Origin of the sequence: Pseudomonas ceruminis, from assembly GCF_021602025.1 — a bacterium.
Taxonomy (GTDB): Bacteria; Pseudomonadota; Gammaproteobacteria; order Pseudomonadales; family Pseudomonadaceae; genus Aquipseudomonas; species Aquipseudomonas ceruminis.
In genome coordinates this window covers 1-1,123 of sequence record NZ_BQHW01000070.1, presented here as the reverse complement: position 1 = coordinate 1,123, position 1,123 = coordinate 1, and the positions used below count along the sequence as shown (strand labels likewise).

The window sequence follows — 1,123 nt, the reverse complement described above, 5'->3', positions numbered from 1 at the left end:
TCAATGAAATCGAGTAGGACGGAGCACGAGAAACTTTGTCTGAACATGGGGGGACCATCCTCCAAGGCTAAATACTACTGACTGACCGATAGTGAACCAGTACCGTGAGGGAAAGGCGAAAAGAACCCCGGAGAGGGGAGTGAAATAGAACCTGAAACCGTATGCGTACAAGCAGTGGGAGCCTACTTTGTTAGGTGACTGCGTACCTTTTGTATAATGGGTCAGCGACTTATATTCAGTGGCGAGCTTAACCGAATAGGGGAGGCGTAGCGAAAGCGAGTCTTAATAGGGCGTTTAGTCGCTGGGTATAGACCCGAAACCGGGCGATCTATCCATGGGCAGGTTGAAGGTTAGGTAACACTGACTGGAGGACCGAACCGACTACCGTTGAAAAGTTAGCGGATGACCTGTGGATCGGAGTGAAAGGCTAATCAAGCTCGGAGATAGCTGGTTCTCCTCGAAAGCTATTTAGGTAGCGCCTCATGTATCACTGTAGGGGGTAGAGCACTGTTTCGGCTAGGGGGTCATCCCGACTTACCAAACCGATGCAAACTCCGAATACCTACAAGTGCCGAGCATGGGAGACACACGGCGGGTGCTAACGTCCGTCGTGAAAAGGGAAACAACCCAGACCGTCAGCTAAGGTCCCAAAGTCATGGTTAAGTGGGAAACGATGTGGGAAGGCTTAGACAGCTAGGAGGTTGGCTTAGAAGCAGCCATCCTTTAAAGAAAGCGTAATAGCTCACTAGTCGAGTCGGCCTGCGCGGAAGATGTAACGGGGCTCAAACCATGCACCGAAGCTACGGGTATCACCTTTGGTGATGCGGTAGAGGAGCGTTCTGTAAGCCTGTGAAGGTGAGTTGAGAAGCTTGCTGGAGGTATCAGAAGTGCGAATGCTGACATGAGTAACGACAATGCGAGTGAAAAACTCGCACGCCGAAAGACCAAGGTTTCCTGCGCAACGTTAATCGACGCAGGGTTAGTCGGTCCCTAAGGCGAGGCTGAAAAGCGTAGTCGATGGAAAACAGGTTAATATTCCTGTACTTCCAGTTATTGCGATGGAGGGACGGAGAAGGCTAGGCCAGCTTGGCGTTGGTTGTCCAAGTTTAAGGTGGTAGGCTGA

At 51.1% G+C, this 1,123-nt stretch carries 1 rRNA gene; it reads left to right on the top strand.

Annotation, left to right across the window (positions count from 1 at the left end):
• Positions 1-1,123 (top strand): 23S ribosomal RNA (locus L6D80_RS29825); the annotation flags it as partial.